This window comes from Acinetobacter sp. NIPH 298, assembly GCF_000369505.1.
Taxonomy (GTDB): domain Bacteria; phylum Pseudomonadota; class Gammaproteobacteria; order Pseudomonadales; family Moraxellaceae; genus Acinetobacter.
The window spans coordinates 901755-918577 of the sequence record NZ_KB850055.1 but is presented as its reverse complement, the minus strand read 5'-3'; the positions used below and the strand labels follow the sequence as shown (position 1 = coordinate 918577).

Below are 16823 nucleotides of genomic sequence, written 5' to 3'. Positions count from 1 at the left end.
ATCCATCAATCGAATATGTAATTAAAAATAATATATGCAGCTAATTTGGATGTTCGATTATCCAAATCAAACCGTGGATTACATTCCGCCACATCAAAAACACGGATTTTCCCTGTTTCCTTAATGGCTTGGAACAGCGGATCAAAGATTGATAAATCAATTCCTTTCACTGCTGGTGCGCTCACACCTGGAGCAATGCTGGCACTAAATACATCCAGATCTACTGTAATGTATAAGTGGTCAACTTTTTCGATAAAACCGTTAATTTTCGCAATCAAATGATCAATTTTTGAGGGTTGTAATTGTTGATCGTATATATATTCGCAATTTAAGCGATCTGCTGTTTCAAACAGCACTTTCGTATTGGAATGTTTCGCAACGCCGATACATAAATAATGAAATTCTTGATCATGTTGTGATGATAGTTGTGCTGCATTTAAAAATGGCGTACCTGAACTAACACGCTCTGCTTCACGCAAATCAAAATGTGCATCAAAGTTGATAATGCCAATTTTATTATCTGGTTGATGCTTTTGAATATACTGAAATAATCCAGAGAAGCTCCCAAAAGCAACCTCATGTCCACCGCCTAAAACAATCGGCTTCATGCCTTGTTTTAAACTTCTTTCCACCTGTTCAGCCAACTCTGCCTGTGCTTTTTCTAACTTGCCATGATCACAAACAACGGTACCAACATCTGCGATCGTAACAGGCTGATGCACAGGTAAATTTGCCAATTGAGCACGAATCATATCTGGTGCATCTGCTGCACCTAAGCGACCTTTATTACGTTTCACCCCCTCATCCGAACTAAAGCCAATCAAGGCAAAAGTGGCATGTTGGCTGGTATTGACGACTTGATGGATGCGTAAATGCCCTTCACCCTCACCATCTTGTCGTCCTTGCCACGTAAATGAATGATTCATAATCAATGTCACTCTTTAAAATTAATTTTGATACTAAAAAACAATTTCATTGCCATGTTGAACAATCCGTTTCGGTAAATCACCACCGAGCCAGTACACAATTTCAGATGGATGTTCAATATCCCAAGCAATAAAGTCGGCAACTTTGCCTTGTTCTAAACTTCCATGCGTATCCTGTAGACCGAGTGCGTGTGCAGCATGAATGGTCACACCTGCCAGCGCTTGTTCTGGCGTTAAACGAAATAAGGTGCTGCCCATATTCAGCATCAAACGCAAAGACAATGCTGGTGAGGTACCCGGATTTAAATCACTAGACAATGCAATCCGAACACCATGCTTATGTAAACTTTCGAGTGGTGGAAGCTGCGTTTCTCTTAGGAAATAAAATGCACCGGGTAATAGCACAGCGACAGTTCCCGCTTCTGCCATTGCCTTAACATCATCTTCAGTCATAAATTCCAAATGATCTGCTGATAATGCATGGTAACGTGCCGCTAAACTTGATCCACCCAATGATGACAATTGCTCTGCATGTAATTTAATCGGCAAATTCAAAGCTTGTGCCGTTTTAAACACACGTTCGACTTGCTCAGGTGAAAATGCTAGATACTCACAAAAAGCATCCACTGCGTCGACAAGACCTTCTTGATGTAATTTTGGCAGCATGTCCGTACAGATATGCTCAATATACGCATCACTTTGATCTTTATATTCAGGTGGCAAAGCATGTGCGGCTAAGCAGGTGCTTTTCACGGTCATGGGTAAAGTTTGCGCGATCTGACGAATCACACGCAGCATTTTCCGTTCATTTTCATAATCCAAGCCATAACCAGACTTGATTTCAATGGTGGTTACACCTTCTTTCTGCATACAACGAATACGTTTGAGTGCTGATGCAAGTAACTGTTCTTCAGTTGCTTCACGTGTTGCACGCACTGTGCTTGCGATCCCACCGCCACTTGCAGCGATCTCTGCATAACTGACACCTTGCAAACGTTGTTCAAATTCGACACTACGGTTGCCCCCAAAAACACTATGGGTATGACAATCAATCATACCAGGTGTCACCCACGCGCCTTTGAGATCAATAGACTCCACATAATCATCAGCAGGCGCATCTTTTTCTGCACCGATCCAATGAATGTGCTGCCCAAGCGTCACCATGGCAGCATTTTCAATACTGGAATATTGTCCATCTTGCATGGTGGCAATATGACAGTTTTTCCAAAGCTTTTTCATGCATACATCCTCAAAAAGCCCAAGCATCAGATGCTTAGGCTATTTTGTTTTTAGCGTTCCATTCCGATATTCTGCGGCAGACTGTGGTTACTCCATGTGACCATTTTCTTCATTATCAGCCTTTAACTAAACTCGGTAAGAGATTTGGAATAATTAACTCGTTCAAACATCCACTCGCAAGCAATTCACTTGCTTGTTCGATATCAGGTGCAAAGAAGCGATCTTCACTGTAATAAGGCACTTGATCACGCAAGATTTTACGCGCGAGCTCAAGTTTTGGAGAGCTTTTCAAGCCTTCACGGAAATCAAGACCTTGACATGCACCTAACCATTCAACAGCCAAAATGCCACGTACGTTGTCTGCCATATACCACAAACGTTTACCTGCATTCGGTGCCATAGAAACATGATCTTCTTGGTTTGCTGAAGTTGGCAAACTATCGACACTGGCAGGATGTGCCAATGCTTTGTTATCACTTGCCAACGCAGCGGCAGTCACTTGAGCAATCATAAAGCCTGAGTTGACACCACCATTGGCCACCAAGAATGGTGGAAGTTGTGACATGTGACGATCCATCATCATGGAAATACGACGCTCTGACAGTGCGCCAATTTCCGCAATCGCCAATGCCAAATTGTCAGCCGCCATTGCAACAGGTTCAGCATGGAAATTACCACCTGAAATCACGTCACCTTCAGCAGCGAAAACCAATGGGTTATCCGAAACTGCATTTGATTCAATCGCCAACACTTCGGCTGCTTGGCGAATTTGAGTCAAACAAGCCCCCATGACCTGTGGCTGACAACGGAGCGAATACGGATCTTGAACCTTGCTACAATCTTCATGCGAATGTGCAATTTCACTTGAATCTGTCAATAAGTCACGATATGCAACAGCTACATCGATTTGACCCCGTTGACCACGAGCTTCATGGATACGAGCATCGAAAGGCGCACGCGAACCAAGCATGGCCTCAACACTTAAACCACCACAAACCGTTGCAGCAGCAAATAAATCTTCTGCTTCAAATAAACCACGCAATGCGTATGCGGTTGAAACTTGTGTACCATTTAACAGTGCCAAACCTTCTTTTGCAGCTAAAGAAATCGGTTCTAAGCCCGCGATTTTGAGTGCGTCAACAGCAGGTAACCATTCACCTTTATAACGTGCTTTACTTTCACCGAGTAAAATTAAAGACATATGTGCAAGTGGCGCCAAATCGCCCGAAGCACCCACTGAACCCTTTAATGGAATATGTGGATAAACCTCAGCATTGATCAGTGCCATAATCGCATCAATCACTTTACGGCGAATACCCGAAAAACCACGTGCCAAACTATTGACCTTTAACAACATGATTAGGCGAACCATGGCATCATCAAGCGGCTCGCCCACACCCGCAGCGTGCGAAAGTACTAAAGAACGCTGTAGATTTTCTAGATCTTCTGGTGCGATCTTGGTCGAAGCCAATAAACCAAAACCTGTATTAATACCGTAAGCCGTGCGCCCTTCATTGACGATTTGCTCAACGCAAGCAACGCTGGCATTAATCGCAGCAGCGGCACTGTCATCAAGTTTGACTTTGATTGGATTTAAGTATGCGTGGCGCAGATCTGCTAACGTAAGTTTGCCGGGTTGAATTAAGAGTTCCATTTTGGCGTCCTGTTTTGCACTATATTATTTTCTTACGGCGCTTTTTACACAATTGCAAAAAACGCCGTAATCGTTGTTGTGGTGTTTTTTATTGAGTGATCATCGGCAGGTTCAAACCCTGCTCTTTAGCACAATCAATCGCGATGTCATAGCCAGCATCTGCATGACGCATCACCCCTGTTGCAGGGTCATTGGTCAATACACGAGCGATACGTGCTGCTGCTTCGTCTGTACCATCACAGACGATCACGACACCTGAGTGTTGCGAGAAGCCCATGCCAACACCACCACCGTGATGTAATGACACCCACGTTGCGCCACCTGCGGTATTCAGTAATGCATTGAGTAATGGCCAATCTGAAACTGCATCTGAACCATCTTGCATCGCTTCAGTTTCACGGTTAGGACTTGATACTGAACCAGAATCTAAGTGGTCACGACCAATCACGATTGGTGCTGAAAGTTCACCACTACGTACCATTTCATTAAATGCCAAACCGAGTTTTGCACGTAAACCTAAACCTACCCAGCAGATACGTGCTGGTAAGCCTTGGAAGCTAATACGCTCACGAGCCATGTCTAACCAGCGATGTAAATGCTCATCATTTGGAATTAATTCTTTGACTTTGGCATCTGTTTTATAAATATCTTCTGGATCACCAGAAAGTGCGACCCAACGGAATGGACCCACGCCACGGCAGAATAATGGACGGATGTAGGCTGGGACAAAACCTGGGAAATCAAAGGCATTTGCGATGCCTTCTTCTTGCGCCATTTGACGAATGTTATTGCCATAGTCAAATGTTGGAACGCCCATTTTTTGGAAATCTAGCATCGCTTGAACATGCTTCGCCATAGATTGCTTTGCCGCTTTCACCACAACATCAGGTTCAGTTTTGGCACGTTGACGATATTCTTCCCACGTCCAACCCAGTGGTAAATAACCATTCAATGGGTCATGTGCGCTGGTTTGGTCTGTGACCATATCTGGGTGTACACCACGACGAACCAACTCAGGTAAAATCTCAGCAGCATTGCCATGTAGTGCAATCGAAACCGCTTTACCTTCTTTAGTGTATTTATCAATACGCGCGAGCGCATCATCTAAGTCTGTTGCTTGCTCATCGACATAGCGTGTACGTAAACGGAAATCAATACTGGCTTGTTGGCATTCAATATTTAAAGAACAAGCGCCAGCAAGTGTTGCCGCTAATGGTTGCGCACCGCCCATACCACCTAAACCAGCAGTGAGTACCCAACGACCTTTTAAATCACCATTGTAGTGCTGGCGACCTGCTTCAACAAAAGTCTCGTATGTGCCTTGTACAATGCCCTGACTACCGATATAGATCCAAGAACCAGCAGTCATTTGACCGTACATTGCCAAGCCTTTTGCATCTAACTCATTAAAGTGTTCCCAATTCGCCCAATGTGGAACAAGGTTTGAGTTTGCAATAAGCACGCGTGGTGCATCTTTATGGGTTTTGAATACGCCAACAGGTTTGCCTGATTGAACCAATAAGGTCTCATCAAGCTCTAAGTTTTTTAGTGTTTCAACAATCTTGTCATAGCATTCCCAATTGCGAGCAGCACGACCAATCCCACCGTAAACAACGAGCTCTTTCGGATTTTCTGCCACATCAGGATCAAGATTATTCATCAACATACGTAATGGTGCTTCGGTCAACCAGCTCTTGGCATTTAACTTTGTGCCACGAGGTGCGCGAATTTCTACATCACGAAATTTTGTTGTCGTCGTCACAATAAGACTCCTTTCAATCGAATATGGTCTGCAAGTTAAACTGCTTTTACTGTATAGCAATGTCTTAACTTGTATATACATCTATATACTACACAAATCTTTTATCTTGAAAAGATGCTTTTCGTTCCATCTCTAAAAATAATTTACAACACAATGAAATTACTTGATTTATTTTTATTAAGACAACAAAAAACCCATACAACTACAATTTGTATGGGTTTAATAAAAAGAGAATAAATTAGACTTTTTTCAGTTCGATTAGACAAGTTTGCTTCAAAAGTGATGCTCTCAATACAATAAATTTCAACAATTTTTCATACTGAATTTTTAGACTTTCTTGATGCTCCAAATAAAAAACCTGTTGATCAATTTCAATTTCTAACAATTCAAGGCTTTGATTAAAAATAAAGATTAAATCGGCGGAACTAAATATTTCTGAGATTGTGGACTCAACAATCTACTGATAACGCGCATGATATTTTTGCGAGCCATAAATCAGGTTGAAGTCCCGAATTTGCCTACAAGGTGATGCATTACATTTCCTTATCTAATTTGAAATCCAATAGCACACACAACTGAATACAGATTCGTCTTTCACATGTCAAAATAAAAACCAATTACTCACGGATGAGCAATTGGTTTAAATTAAAAAAATTAAAATTCTTTAATGTATATTTTATTAATTAAAGGCAATATTCCTAGCCTTCCTTCAATGACATCATTCCATGTGTCATCTTCTTTCAATTCATCCAAAACATAAAAGGTAACTATTTTATTACCTACCTTATATAGATTTCTATATCTAATCTCTATTTCTTCATTTGTAAATACAACTCCACCATATATTTCTCTTTCCTCATTATCGATCTTAACCGTTGTTACTTTATTCGCTTCCATAAATGGATTTTCTTCATTTAATCCAATTATAGTTCCACTAATTACATATGTTTCAATATTACCATTCTCAATATTTTCCCACCATTCATCAGAACCAAATAATCCATAATTACCTTTCAATCCTGCTGTACTATTTTGATCAAGAGTAACCTCTTGCGCACCATCAATCCAATCTTGATTTACCAACAAATACTCTTTAAGGTTATAAACTAATTTATAACCACTCTCAATTAAATTAGACTCTTTAATCATTTCGATTTCATCCTTGTTTAAAGCAGTGCTTTAAACTTGCTCAGGGTCAGGCTCCATATAACACTCTAACTCTGAGTTATGAAAATAAAAAAACCAATCACTCACAGGTGAATAATTGGTTTCGACAAACATTTATTTAGTTCGGACAGAGTATTTCCTGTTTATCATTAATAGATTGTGTATTCATCCATTTTCTTAAACCAATACGCTCAACATATTGTTCATTAATTTCATTAATTGAATAAGGTGGCTTATTATCAATATGATAATCTATTGAATAATATCTCAATACCCAATAATCTTTAGGATATTTCTTAATATCAAGTTTTCCTTTACAATCATCCCTAAGCTTATCCATTGAAATATTTAACTGTTGTAAAGAACAAATTGTCCTCTTAGTATCAATAGCTTGACAGTCCAACCAATTAGACCAATTTCCACCTACTTCAACTCTATATTTAATATCATTTGATATTAGTATTAGATATTTCTCATAAGAGTTTGAATAATCAAAATACTCAAAACAGAGTTTACCATCCATAAAACAACCAATTCCAATCTTAGCTTTCCAATCACTTTCACAAGAGCATAAAGTAACACATAAGAATAAGTATAAATAAAATTTTTTCATAACTCTATCTCATTGATGGGATTGGACAAGATGGACAATAAGGTTTATTGAAGAAATTAATTTTATAGCCGTCATCGATTTTAAATACTCCAGATTTAATATCGAATGATTTAATCCCTCCTGCATTTTCAGCACCTATTTCAGTTAATAAATTCCTTCCTGCATTTAAACTATTTGATACATAAGTCGAGATAAAGCCTGAATTATTATTAAAAAGGTCTTTATGCTTGTGTTGTTCAAAATTATATGTATCGGAATACAATTTTCCATTTGAACTCATAGTTAACTCGCCATAGACCCAATAACCTCTATCCTGATTACTAGGTATAGTACTCCATTTTGATGAGATCCAGTTTCCAAAATCATTTCGGTAACCCGTAACTCTAACACCTAAAGTGGTATTTCCTGAACTCGTTATGCCCCATTGACCAGAACCATTTGGTTCTACCATTAATCGACTTGCATTTACATTCAAATCTCGTCCTGAACCACCATTAAATATTAGGTTTGCATTTGCTTGAGCAACAGTCGGAAAATCTCCTCTAAAATAATCTTTAGGTAAGCTAGCAAAAAGACTTGCTTGTGAAGTTATTACATTTGACATATCCCAATTTGACAATTTTTGAAAATCCAACCCACTCGGATCAACATTCATCAAAGGACTACTACCTGCATACGCATACGGATTTAAGCCACCTTCAAGCCCAATTGGATCAGCTTCCATATATCTGCCAAGCTCAGGATTGTAATAACGATTGTGGTTGTAGAATTGGTTTGTGCCTACATCGTAATACTGACCTGGAAAACGTAAATTGAACGTAATAGTACCTTCAGGATCACCCAAACCAAATGCGGTACTGTCCCATGCCCACGCAACCTGATTCGTATTACTATCAATCAAACGACGAGGTGTATTTTGCGCATCTGTGATAATGTAGTAAATTTTGGTCGTTGTACCATTGCCATAAATCGCTACAATTGGTTTGTCACCAAACCAAATATATTCTACCTGTACACCATTTTTATCAAACTCACTAATTAAACGACTTTGTTCATCGTAAATAAACTGAGTCATTGCAACTACTTTACCATTTACGATTTTACCTCTAAAACTACGCTCATTTTTATGGTTGTAGTTCATCGAATAACTATCCGCACTAGAGCTTTCTAGTTTACGTCGCCCACCATTGTCGTAAGTCGGTATATATGACCCAAAGTTATTAATTTCTGCATTTGCAGTATGACTAATACTCTGTGCTACACCAGCTTTTATTATGTTGTTGAGCCTATTCCAGCTATAACTATAAGTAACACTTGCGGCTGGTTGCATATGTTGACCAGTTGTATTCAATCCAGTTCGATTACCATTTTTGTCATACGTGTAACTAACACTATAAATTGAAGTCGTTCCAGTCATTCGACTTTCACTGATCAAACGATCAACTTTATCATAAACATAATTGTCTTTAGTTCCATTATTACGAGACAGCTGGATAATTCGACCATCTTTATCATAAGTATATGTCAATGAATAATTCACAATGTTAGAATTATCTCGATTGCTATGGTGAAAGATCAAACCATCATTATTATAACGTTGTTCATAGTTCGCATTACTTGAAGCCCCCCATTTCCAGCCAGTGACTCGATTTGTACCGTCATAACTAATATTTCTAATAAGAGCACTGCCATTTAGGTTAATGCTGCTCAACATCCCATTCGTCGAATAACTATAAGAATATTTCGACCTGAAGGTAAAGTCATCGATGTTGGCTTACCTGCTAACGTATAGTTATAATTTACATTGAGTGTTTGTCCAGTTTTAGCCGCATATCGATTAAACAAATGATTAACAGTTGCTTTTTGTGTGATTCGGTCATAAGCATCATAGCTATAAGTTGTATCAACATCATAGTTATGTAAGCCCGTGACTTGATCTAAGCGTCCATATCTGCTCTGATCATAGCTGTAATTATCATTAACTTGGTATTCATTTGCAGTTGTACCGTTCCTTGCTGTACATACAAATGCACTGTAACGCCCTAATTCATCTAGGTTATTATAGTTACATTTTCGATCTCCCTGTATTCTTTGTGTGAGTTGGTCTGATTCATTATAGTCGTAGGTTTTGATACCATAATCACTATTTACCTCCTCAGTTAAAGTACTTCCGTTTCTGTATCGAAATGAGCTACTTCCAGCATTTAATGCATCTCTAGAAGAAGTAATATTATCGTGTAAATCATAGAGTTTTTTATCTGCATTTCCTTCACCATCTGTATGGCTTATTAAACGATTGTAACCATCATAGCTCCACTTTTTAATAATCCCTTCTGAACTGGTACTTTGAATCACGTTACCGTTAATGTCATAAATAAACAACGTAAATAGTCTAGTCCCCATACTACCTTGTCGTGTTTTGCTTACTCGACCATTTACATCTAGAGTTTGATAAACTTGATTAGCAACGACTCCTGTGCTTGAAAGGCTCTTCTCGCTTTCTAATTCACCTATAGGATAATAAGTTTTCTGAATTCGATTTCCATTTGGTAAAGTAGTTTGGGTTAAACGTCCAACTGTGTCATAAGTGAAAAGTGTGGTTTCTCCATCAGGATTGGTTTCGCTTATTTTTTGTCTGAGTGTGTTATATGCATATGTGGTCGTTTGTCCTGTAATTGTACCTGTTGAGCCACCTACACCAGTGATTATGCTTTTTAAAGTTCCATCAACATTATAGCTATATTGTTCAACTAAACCTGTTGGGTACATAATTCTTTCAGGTTGAGCAAAGTTATTATGGCTAAGATATTGAGTAGTACGAGTTGCACTATTTACGGTCTGTGATTCGCTTACTAAATTCCCATATATGTCATAACTATAAGTTATTTTATCTGCTGTTCCAGCTCTTGGTCCATCTACACTGCTAACTAGACCATATTCTGGTTTAGTTGTATCTGTATAGAATGCAAAATCTGTAACTTTTGTTGTGCTTCCTCCTTGTGATGAAACTTGAGTCTGCTTAATGATCTGACCATTTATATTTACCTGATTAGTAATAGTTAAATATGGCGTTGTTACTATAGTGGGTACAAGATATGGATTGGTTGCACCATTGGTCAGTGTTCCATAACTATATAAGTTGTTTTTTTAATCGCTAATCCTGGAGCATAATAACTGATGCTAATTGGTCGTGCAGAGACATCAATATTTTGAGTAATTTCTAAACCATTTTGCATCAAGACTTTTGGCATGAAATCATACCAGCTATGCATCGTAATAGTTCTTGGTAATTGACCTTCTACAGTGAGTGCAGGAAAAGAACCCGAAATATTGATATCACTTTCACCGTCATCATTATATTGCTGACCTGATTCACTAACTTTAATTTTTGGTTTAGGAACCATGGTATAAGTCACGGTGCTATGTCCGTGTAAAAGTTAATTTGTTATTACGACCATCTGCAACTGAAAGCATGTTCAGCCCACTGTCATAACTAAACGTTAGTTTACTCCCTTGTGGTTGTTGTACACTAGCAATACGGTAATAACCAGTGCCAGATTGAGCCACCTGACTGGTTGTTGTAGTAAATATCGTCCCACGATAATTTATAGTGATACTACCATTACTGTTCTCAGTAAATTGATATCCGTGTGTTTCGCATGACCAAACTAAATTTGCTCCATTTTGGAAAGCAAGATTCCCCAATACATCAGAAGAATAAGCTCTAAGTGCGCCACCTTTACATAAAGTTCGATTTGTATTGTTTAACCAAATATCTTGTCTTGACCCTGGTAAACGGATAGCGTAATAGCCTAGTTTTGGATTTGAAGTAATACCAGCACTATAAAAACGTACACTATTTTGGTAATTATCTGTCCAACCACCAGTTGTTAGAAATTGATCAAAATAATCATTGGAAGCAGATAAGCTATTCCGTACGGACCCAACATAAGAGATAGCATAAGGTAGCTTTCCTGAAATCAATGTTTGGCCGTGAGTAATTTGACCACCAATCAAACTTATTCCAGGAACATTTTCTTGAATCTTTAAAGAGTTACTAACAGCATATGCTTGTGATACAGCATCACCATTTGTAGTTGGTGCTGCATAGGAAATTGTGTAGCATAGCTGGACAAATAACCCCATTATTAAGGAAATTATATTTTTCATTACATGTCCAAATTTATTCATTAATAATTTTTTAAATATTGATTATTAATAGGTTTAGCTAATACGGTATTATTGTTCCGTATGGTTGATTACTTGTGGTGAGGTTTTCATATCTCTTTGCACATCAATAGCTGGTCCGCTATGTCCTTGCTCAGATGAAGATTGATTATCGTCTTTACAGCCTACCTGTAACATTAAAAGTATGAAAACAAGCGGTAATGTATGTTTTTTCATTTTTTATCTCCATTAATGATTTTAAAACAGATTAAAATCCGCATTATTATACTAGAGCGATTTGTATAAAAATATCCTCATCAACTAAAATAATTGCTAATTTAAAAATAAAATAAAAATTGTTTTATGTCTTTTCATTTTTGAATTCTAAAAATTTAGCATAGGCATTCGCATATGAAAAAAGAATTAGTCCTTTTCTCTAAATTACACATTTTCAGATGTATCATCTTTTTTTGATCTATACATGCCACATGCTTAGAGGGTAATGCATAAATATAATTCTCAAAGATTCCGTTACAAAAACTAGAACCACCTTAAATTAAGACAAACTAAAAACTTTATTTAATATAATTAACAGGAAAACTCTTAAATCTAAAAATCTAAAAATCTAAAAATCTAAAAATCTAAAAATCTAAAAATCTAAAAAATAGCTTATATCAACTGCTTCAGTTAAATATAAGAAAAATACACTTAAAGCATCTATTAGGTGTTTTCTAGCCAATTTGGTGAGTAAATAAAATATTTCATTATTCTTATAAAAATATGCCTAACAAAGCAAAGTTAAACTCAGACCTTTCTTATAATTATAGAAAATAGCGACAAATTTCGGGTGACAAACTGAGTACAATACGATGTGTTTCAATAGCAGATCGTTAATCAAAACTTATGATTTTCTCAAATTGATGAATCCATATCGCTGTCTCAACGATATGGTTGTGGAATAATTTAACATAGTTGATTTACACATTAAATTTTCAAAAAAATGCAGTGTTCCAGTCTGATCAATTTTCCATAATGTGAAATATTTAATCGTATAGCCTGCACCATTTTTCATCGCATTTTTTTATAATGTGCTGTCGTTAACTGCTCAATCATTGCGTAAATTTACCTTCCAGATAATAACGACTACCCGGATAAATCAAACGCGCACTGGAAATCAATTGTTTATTCGACCAAGTTCGACGGCGAATCAATAAGCAAGGCTCGGTCTTATTAATCTTCAACCATTTACATTCTTGTGCTGAGCCAAGTACCGCTGTTACTACGTGCTCACCTTCGGTTACAGGTGCTTTTGACATCAAATAAGCATTTGGTGTAATGCTGCTAAAGTCTTGCGCTAAATAATCTGGGATGAGTGTCGGATCAACCAAACGGTCTTCGATTTGCACAGGCACATCATTTTCATAATGTACGATAATCGAATGAAAGAGCTTTTGCCCTTCACGCATTTGCATGAGTGCACTTTGTTCAGCATTTGCCTGAATCTGTTCTAATACCAATACTTCAGCACGATGTTTATGATTTCGAGCAAGAATTTCTTCTGCAATATTATTGACATGAAAAAGCGCGGTGCGACCTTGCCCTTCTGCTACAAAAGAACCGACCCCTTGTATACGCACCAATAAACCTTCACTGGTCAGCTCTCGTAAAGCTCGGTTAATGGTCATACGGCTACAACCAAGTAAATTCACCAATTCACTTTCTGAAGGAATTTTTTTATTTACCGTCCATGTGCCTTCATAGATTTTTTGTGAAATCATTTGTTTCACACGCAAATACAAAGGGACAGGACTATCTTCTGCGAGTGATAAATCCAAATCGGTTTGCTTGGACGTTCTTGACATTGGCTAAAACTCATACAATATATGCTAAGTTATTGTATAATGAATGAATCGCATTTGTATATACAAGCATATACAATTAACACTTGATAAATTATGTTTTATATAATTTCATTTCTACTTTAGATTGATTTAAAAACTGATTGGATCAATACATCCATATTTTAGAAGATAAGAAAAACAAAATAATCGTCTTGAGTAAATTGAAATCCAGTATTATTGTTGGTTAAGTATCTGATCTTAATTAAATTTATTAAAATACCTTTGTAAAGTAAAATATTAAGAAAGATTTTTTCCTAGTTTTGAAATATCAAGTTCAAACCATCTATTATTAAAAAAGTCTGTTATATATAACTTTTCACCATCACCAAAAACATCTTTAAAACGATGTTTAAACGAATATTCATTTGGCGATGTTTTTAAAACTTCTCGATCGAATATCACTCGAGAATCTAAACTAGAAACAACCAAACTCAACTTAAACTCAGATACATCAAGATAACATCGCAATTCCACAAAAAATCCACCTAGTTTTTTCTTTTTATGTACCCATTTACAAACATATTCATCATTTTTAAAATTTTCAATACCAGCTATAAGTAAATTGGTTAACTGGTTATAGTCTTGTTTCATTTTATTTATACCGACATAAAGACAACTAATTAAATAATCATTTATACTAATGCGATCAATCTCATCAGGATAAGACTGCTCCAACATCGGAATTGGAACTACTAGCAAACGATTTTGAACAGAAATAGGCTGTTCATAAATATTAGAACCTTCAAAAAAAATACCATCAAATTCCTCATAGGATAATTTACTTTCTTTTATAAAAACACCAAGAAAGAAACTGATACTTCGCTCCTCATCCCGAATTCTTTTATTTTTAAACTCGCTCCATAGACCTACAGTAGGATGTATAAATACATATTTCACAACTCTCATAATCTTCCACTATTCAATATATTAAAAAAAATTCTTTGTCTTTATGTGCTTTCAATATCAGTATTTGTTGATAGAATCTGCCACATCTATTTGATATTAATTACATAAAAAATATAGTGCTTTGTACTAAATTATACGAGCATAACCTCCACTAAATCTATAATAACAGTATCTCGCCCCTAATAAACATACGGTCATTTCAACTACTGTTCCCCCATATAAATCATCAGAATTACCCCCTAAACATTAAAAAATAAATATTTTAATGGTTGTATTTTAGCTAAACCGTATACCGTTTACTCAAGCCCCACTCAGCCAAAATACGACGGTACATGGTCGAAGAGCGATCTGCTTCAAAATGTGCTTCCATTGTAATATCTAAGGGCAACTCTTCAGGTTTCTGAGACTCCACCATCTCCTGATCTTCGGCAAAAATCTGCGCATTAAAATCATAAACGCCTTGTAAATCACCCGTCGTATCAAAGTTTCGCGTTAAAGGCACAAACAAACGAGTTTTGTTATGTGATACAGGACAACAGGCATTGAGGATTTTTAACACGCCATCATTAGGAAAATGGATGGTGAGTACTGCTGAAAATGGTGGATAGACATCAAAAATACGTTCCCAAATAAAGTCATCAGGCGCTAAAAGCTGCATCCCATGTGGATAATTACTGACGTTACTCAAATATTCAGTATGTAGCCCATAAAGGGTTCGTTCCGTTGAATATTTCGGAACAACAGGATTTTCTCTATCTGCAAATGCGTTGTGATGCACCCAAGCGAAGTGAGCCACATCGATAAAGCCCTCAAGTTGACGACCGCTTGAACCTGCAATATCCACATACGGCGGCAAAATCGCTTGGTGCTGTTCCGCATCCCATGTATCCAAAACAGGGAAATTAGCCAAGCTCTCATCTCGTCCTAAAATGCTGGTCCACACCAAACCATATTTTAAAACCACAGGAAATTTGGTGAGGGAAAAACGATCAGAAATTTTAGTCAAATCGGGTTGCGCAGGAATTTTTGTGCATTTGCCGTCTTCATTGAAATGCAAACCATGATAAGGACAAATAATCGTTTCACCTTCGACCCATCCCTTGCTTAACGGTACACCGCGATGCGGGCAAATATCACGCACCAAATGAATATTTCCCTTTTCAGTTTTATAAATCGCCATATTCAAATCAAGTAAAGTGACTTGCTGAGGCTTTGTAGTTACATCTTCAACTCGTGCAACGGGATACCAATGTTGCGCCAGTATTTCCCAATCTCGATCATCAAACTGGCTATGACAAGGTTTATTCGGCACATTAATTAAAGGAATTGCATTCATTGTTTGCTCTCATGTTTCTGCTATAGATCGAGGATCTGTATGGCTTAAATGCAGTTTGGAGCAGAACAATAATTTCGTCTATTAGAATGAATTTGATCAATCATTCTAAAAAATAGAACACTTGGGCACTAAAATTGCTTTTGCATAAATACTCATTTTTATTTAGCGTGTTCGCAATGGCATTACCTTTTTCTCGTTTTGCAGAATATTTTATTGCTGTCGCCAAAACAGGCAGTTTACGGAAAGCGGCAGATCAACTTTATATTTCCGTCTCAGCAGTGCATCGTCAGATTGCTTTGGCTGAAGAAGAACTCGGCGTTGCCTTATTTGAGCGTCTGCCAAATGGACTAAAACTAACTTTGGCTGGTGAATTGTTGTATGCCGATTTACGCAATTGGCAAAAAGAATTTCAAATGACACAAAAGCGCTTAAATGAGATTCAAGGTTTACAGCGTGGTTCGATCGATTTTGGAATGATTTCAGCGCTCAGTGAAGGTTTTGTTACTCAGGTAATCCAATCCATACATCAAGATTATCCTTGGATTAATTTTAATATTCGGGTGCTCGATAGTGAAAGTGTGGCAGAGATGGTCATTAATGCTGAGCTGGATTTTGGCTTAATTCTCAATCCTAAACATCAGCATCAATTGCAAATCAGTTCCTTTATTGAAGTACCGCTCGGTTTTGTGATTCCGAAATGTCATCCCTTAGCCAATAAGGAAAAGATTTACTTCTCAGACACCATAGAATGCAATCATATTAGCCCTGCTGCACCTTTAATTATTCACGATCACGTCACCGCTTTATACAAAAAACATGATTTTAATCCACCACATAAAATCGAATGTAACGACATTCGTATGATGATTTCCTTGTTGAGACAGAATTTAGGCATTGGCATCATGAGTTATTTGGATGCCTATCCTTTTATTGAAACGGATGAGTTCGAGTTTAGAGCAATCCATGAAAATGGACTGCATCCCATTACCCTTGCCTTATGTGTTGCACCAAAACGGCAACTTTCCCGTATTGCACAAATCATGATGAATCAAATCGTTGAGGAAATGGAGGCACTAAAATTGCGCATGATATAAAAAACTCGTTCAAACAAGCTTAAGCACGCACCAAAACAAGACAACAAACCATTGATTT

Annotated in this window: 15 protein-coding genes and 1 pseudogene; 1 reads left to right on the top strand and 15 read right to left on the bottom strand. The window is 37.4% G+C overall.

From position 1 onward, the window contains the following. Positions 1 to 5: 5 nt before the first annotated feature. The 15 genes and pseudogenes from hutG to F903_RS09305 all read right to left on the bottom strand — a co-directional run bounded on the left by hutG (position 6) and on the right by F903_RS09305 (position 15671). Entirely contained in the window at positions 6 to 926 is a 921-nt protein-coding gene (gene hutG, locus F903_RS09355) for a formimidoylglutamase (RefSeq protein ID WP_005196555.1), read from the bottom strand. A 33-nt stretch (positions 927 to 959) separates the two neighbouring features. Further along, a complete protein-coding gene (gene hutI, locus F903_RS09350) occupies positions 960 to 2165 on the bottom strand; it encodes an imidazolonepropionase (RefSeq protein ID WP_005196554.1) in 1206 nt (401 codons plus the stop codon). Between the two features lie 115 nt (positions 2166 to 2280). Continuing rightward, entirely contained in the window at positions 2281 to 3819 is a 1539-nt protein-coding gene (gene hutH / locus F903_RS09345) for a histidine ammonia-lyase (RefSeq protein ID WP_005196553.1), read from the bottom strand. Positions 3820 to 3907: 88 nt separating this feature from the next. Continuing rightward, positions 3908 to 5584: a urocanate hydratase gene (hutU, locus tag F903_RS09340; protein WP_034595144.1), complete on the bottom strand. Its 1677-nt coding sequence runs from the start codon at positions 5582 to 5584 to the stop codon at positions 3908 to 3910. 235 nt (positions 5585 to 5819) lie between these two features. After that, a pseudogene (locus F903_RS16875) lies at positions 5820 to 6095 on the bottom strand (HutD family protein); the annotation flags it as partial. A 140-nt stretch (positions 6096 to 6235) separates the two neighbouring features. Then, on the bottom strand, positions 6236 to 6730 hold the full coding sequence (locus F903_RS09335) for a hypothetical protein (protein WP_005196551.1): 495 nt from the start codon (positions 6728 to 6730) through the stop codon (positions 6236 to 6238). A 136-nt stretch (positions 6731 to 6866) separates the two neighbouring features. Beyond that, positions 6867 to 7361, bottom strand: a complete 495-nt coding sequence (locus F903_RS09330) for a hypothetical protein (RefSeq protein WP_005196549.1) — start codon at positions 7359 to 7361, stop codon at positions 6867 to 6869. Positions 7362 to 7365: 4 nt separating this feature from the next. Next, complete coding sequence (locus tag F903_RS16870; protein ID WP_005196547.1) at positions 7366 to 9075, bottom strand: RHS repeat domain-containing protein; 1710 nt, start codon at positions 9073 to 9075, stop codon at positions 7366 to 7368. Further along, positions 9069 to 10130: an RHS repeat domain-containing protein gene (locus F903_RS16865; RefSeq protein WP_005196546.1), complete on the bottom strand. Its 1062-nt coding sequence runs from the start codon at positions 10128 to 10130 to the stop codon at positions 9069 to 9071. The genes F903_RS16870 and F903_RS16865 overlap by 7 nt, the downstream gene beginning before the upstream one ends. A gap of 347 nt (positions 10131 to 10477) precedes the next feature. Next, positions 10478 to 10777: a hypothetical protein gene (locus tag F903_RS16860; RefSeq protein ID WP_005196545.1), complete on the bottom strand. Its 300-nt coding sequence runs from the start codon at positions 10775 to 10777 to the stop codon at positions 10478 to 10480. Between the two features lie 4 nt (positions 10778 to 10781). Continuing rightward, on the bottom strand, positions 10782 to 11531 hold the full coding sequence (locus tag F903_RS09320) for a hypothetical protein (RefSeq protein ID WP_005196544.1): 750 nt from the start codon (positions 11529 to 11531) through the stop codon (positions 10782 to 10784). A 69-nt stretch (positions 11532 to 11600) separates the two neighbouring features. After that, the gene (locus tag F903_RS16575; protein ID WP_005196543.1) at positions 11601 to 11765 is read right to left on the bottom strand and encodes a hypothetical protein; all 165 of its coding nucleotides are present in this window, start codon (positions 11763 to 11765) and stop codon (positions 11601 to 11603) included. A gap of 872 nt (positions 11766 to 12637) precedes the next feature. After that, entirely contained in the window at positions 12638 to 13390 is a 753-nt protein-coding gene (gene hutC, locus F903_RS09315) for a histidine utilization repressor (protein WP_005196542.1), read from the bottom strand. Between the two features lie 276 nt (positions 13391 to 13666). Further along, on the bottom strand, positions 13667 to 14335 hold the full coding sequence (locus tag F903_RS09310) for a hypothetical protein (protein ID WP_005196541.1): 669 nt from the start codon (positions 14333 to 14335) through the stop codon (positions 13667 to 13669). 280 nt (positions 14336 to 14615) lie between these two features. Next, a complete protein-coding gene (locus tag F903_RS09305; RefSeq protein WP_005196540.1) occupies positions 14616 to 15671 on the bottom strand; it encodes an aromatic ring-hydroxylating oxygenase subunit alpha in 1056 nt (351 codons plus the stop codon). A gap of 176 nt (positions 15672 to 15847) precedes the next feature. Here F903_RS09305 and F903_RS09300 point away from each other — a divergent pair, with 176 nt between their 5' ends. After that, entirely contained in the window at positions 15848 to 16765 is a 918-nt protein-coding gene (locus F903_RS09300; protein ID WP_005196538.1) for a LysR family transcriptional regulator, read from the top strand. The last annotated feature ends 58 nt before the right edge of the window (positions 16766 to 16823 follow it).

Coding starts and splice junctions, on each gene's coding strand:
- F903_RS16575 (WP_005196543.1), bottom strand. CDS start 11,765: ATGAAAAAACATACATTACCGCTTGTTTTCATACTTTTAATGTTACAG.
- F903_RS16865 (WP_005196546.1), bottom strand. CDS start 10,130: ATGTACCCAACAGGTTTAGTTGAACAATATAGCTATAATGTTGATGGA.
- F903_RS09335 (WP_005196551.1), bottom strand. CDS start 6,730: ATGATTAAAGAGTCTAATTTAATTGAGAGTGGTTATAAATTAGTTTAT.
- F903_RS09300 (WP_005196538.1), top strand. CDS start 15,848: ATGGCATTACCTTTTTCTCGTTTTGCAGAATATTTTATTGCTGTCGCC.
- F903_RS09330 (WP_005196549.1), bottom strand. CDS start 7,361: ATGAAAAAATTTTATTTATACTTATTCTTATGTGTTACTTTATGCTCT.
- hutG (WP_005196555.1), bottom strand. CDS start 926: ATGAATCATTCATTTACGTGGCAAGGACGACAAGATGGTGAGGGTGAA.
- F903_RS09305 (WP_005196540.1), bottom strand. CDS start 15,671: ATGAATGCAATTCCTTTAATTAATGTGCCGAATAAACCTTGTCATAGC.
- F903_RS09310 (WP_005196541.1), bottom strand. CDS start 14,335: ATGAGAGTTGTGAAATATGTATTTATACATCCTACTGTAGGTCTATGG.
- hutC (WP_005196542.1), bottom strand. CDS start 13,390: ATGTCAAGAACGTCCAAGCAAACCGATTTGGATTTATCACTCGCAGAA.
- hutH (WP_005196553.1), bottom strand. CDS start 3,819: ATGGAACTCTTAATTCAACCCGGCAAACTTACGTTAGCAGATCTGCGC.
- F903_RS16870 (WP_005196547.1), bottom strand. CDS start 9,075: ATGTTGAGCAGCATTAACCTAAATGGCAGTGCTCTTATTAGAAATATT.
- hutI (WP_005196554.1), bottom strand. CDS start 2,165: ATGAAAAAGCTTTGGAAAAACTGTCATATTGCCACCATGCAAGATGGA.
- F903_RS09320 (WP_005196544.1), bottom strand. CDS start 11,531: ATGAAAAATATAATTTCCTTAATAATGGGGTTATTTGTCCAGCTATGC.